Origin of the sequence: Shewanella sp. SW24 (assembly GCF_025653395.1) — a bacterium.
Lineage (GTDB): Bacteria > Pseudomonadota > Gammaproteobacteria > Enterobacterales > Shewanellaceae > Shewanella > Shewanella oncorhynchi.
The window spans coordinates 1-793 of the sequence record NZ_JAKKSH010000072.1 but is presented as its reverse complement, the minus strand read 5'-3'; the positions used below and the strand labels follow the sequence as shown (position 1 = coordinate 793).

The window sequence follows — 793 nt, the reverse complement described above, 5'->3', positions numbered from 1 at the left end:
CTTTTCCTAAGGGTACTTAGATGTTTCAGTTCCCCTCGTTCGCCTCGCAACACTATGTATTCATGTTGCGATAACAGCTTATGCTGCTGGGTTCCCCCATTCGGACATCGTTAGCTCAAATGCTTGTTACTAGCTCGCCAACGCTTTTCGCAAGTTACTACGTCCTTCATCGCCTCTGACTGCCAAGGCATCCACCGTATACGCTTAGTCGCTTAACCATACAACCCAAATGAGTTTCACTCATCTGCGYCGYATTGCGACCAGCTTGGTTTTACTTGTCTCACTTCTGACCAAAGAAGTGGACGCGCCTTAGACGTAAACTATGCCACTAAGCATAATTTACTATTGAATATTCAAGACACTTAATAAAGTGTTTGAGAACTCATGTTCAATGCTTTCGCATTAAACGTTTTGTAATTAATCACATGACAGACTCATGCAATTAAATACTATCAGCTTTCCAAATTGTTAAAGAACAACATCTACCTGCAAGAGGGATGTTTCGCTCTGACTTCTCCTAAGAGAAGCTAAACAAGCAATCTGTGTGAACACTCAGCAAACATTAAGTTAGTCGTATCGGTAAGGAGGTGATCCAGCCCCAGGTTCCCCTAGGGCTACCTTGTTACGACTTCACCCCAGTCATGAACCACAAAGTGGTGAGCGCCCCCCCGAAGGTTAAGCTACCCACTTCTTTTGCAGCCCACTCCCATGGTGTGACGGGCGGTGTGTACAAGGCCCGGGAACGTATTCACCGTGGCATTCTGATCCACGATTACTAGCGATTCCGACTTCA

General features: G+C 45.8%; 2 rRNA genes. Both read right to left on the bottom strand.

From position 1 onward, the window contains the following. Positions 1-218 (bottom strand): 23S ribosomal RNA (locus L5M17_RS22905); the annotation flags it as partial. 362 nt (positions 219-580) lie between these two features. Next, positions 581-793: ribosomal RNA gene (locus tag L5M17_RS22900) — 16S ribosomal RNA — on the bottom strand; the annotation flags it as partial.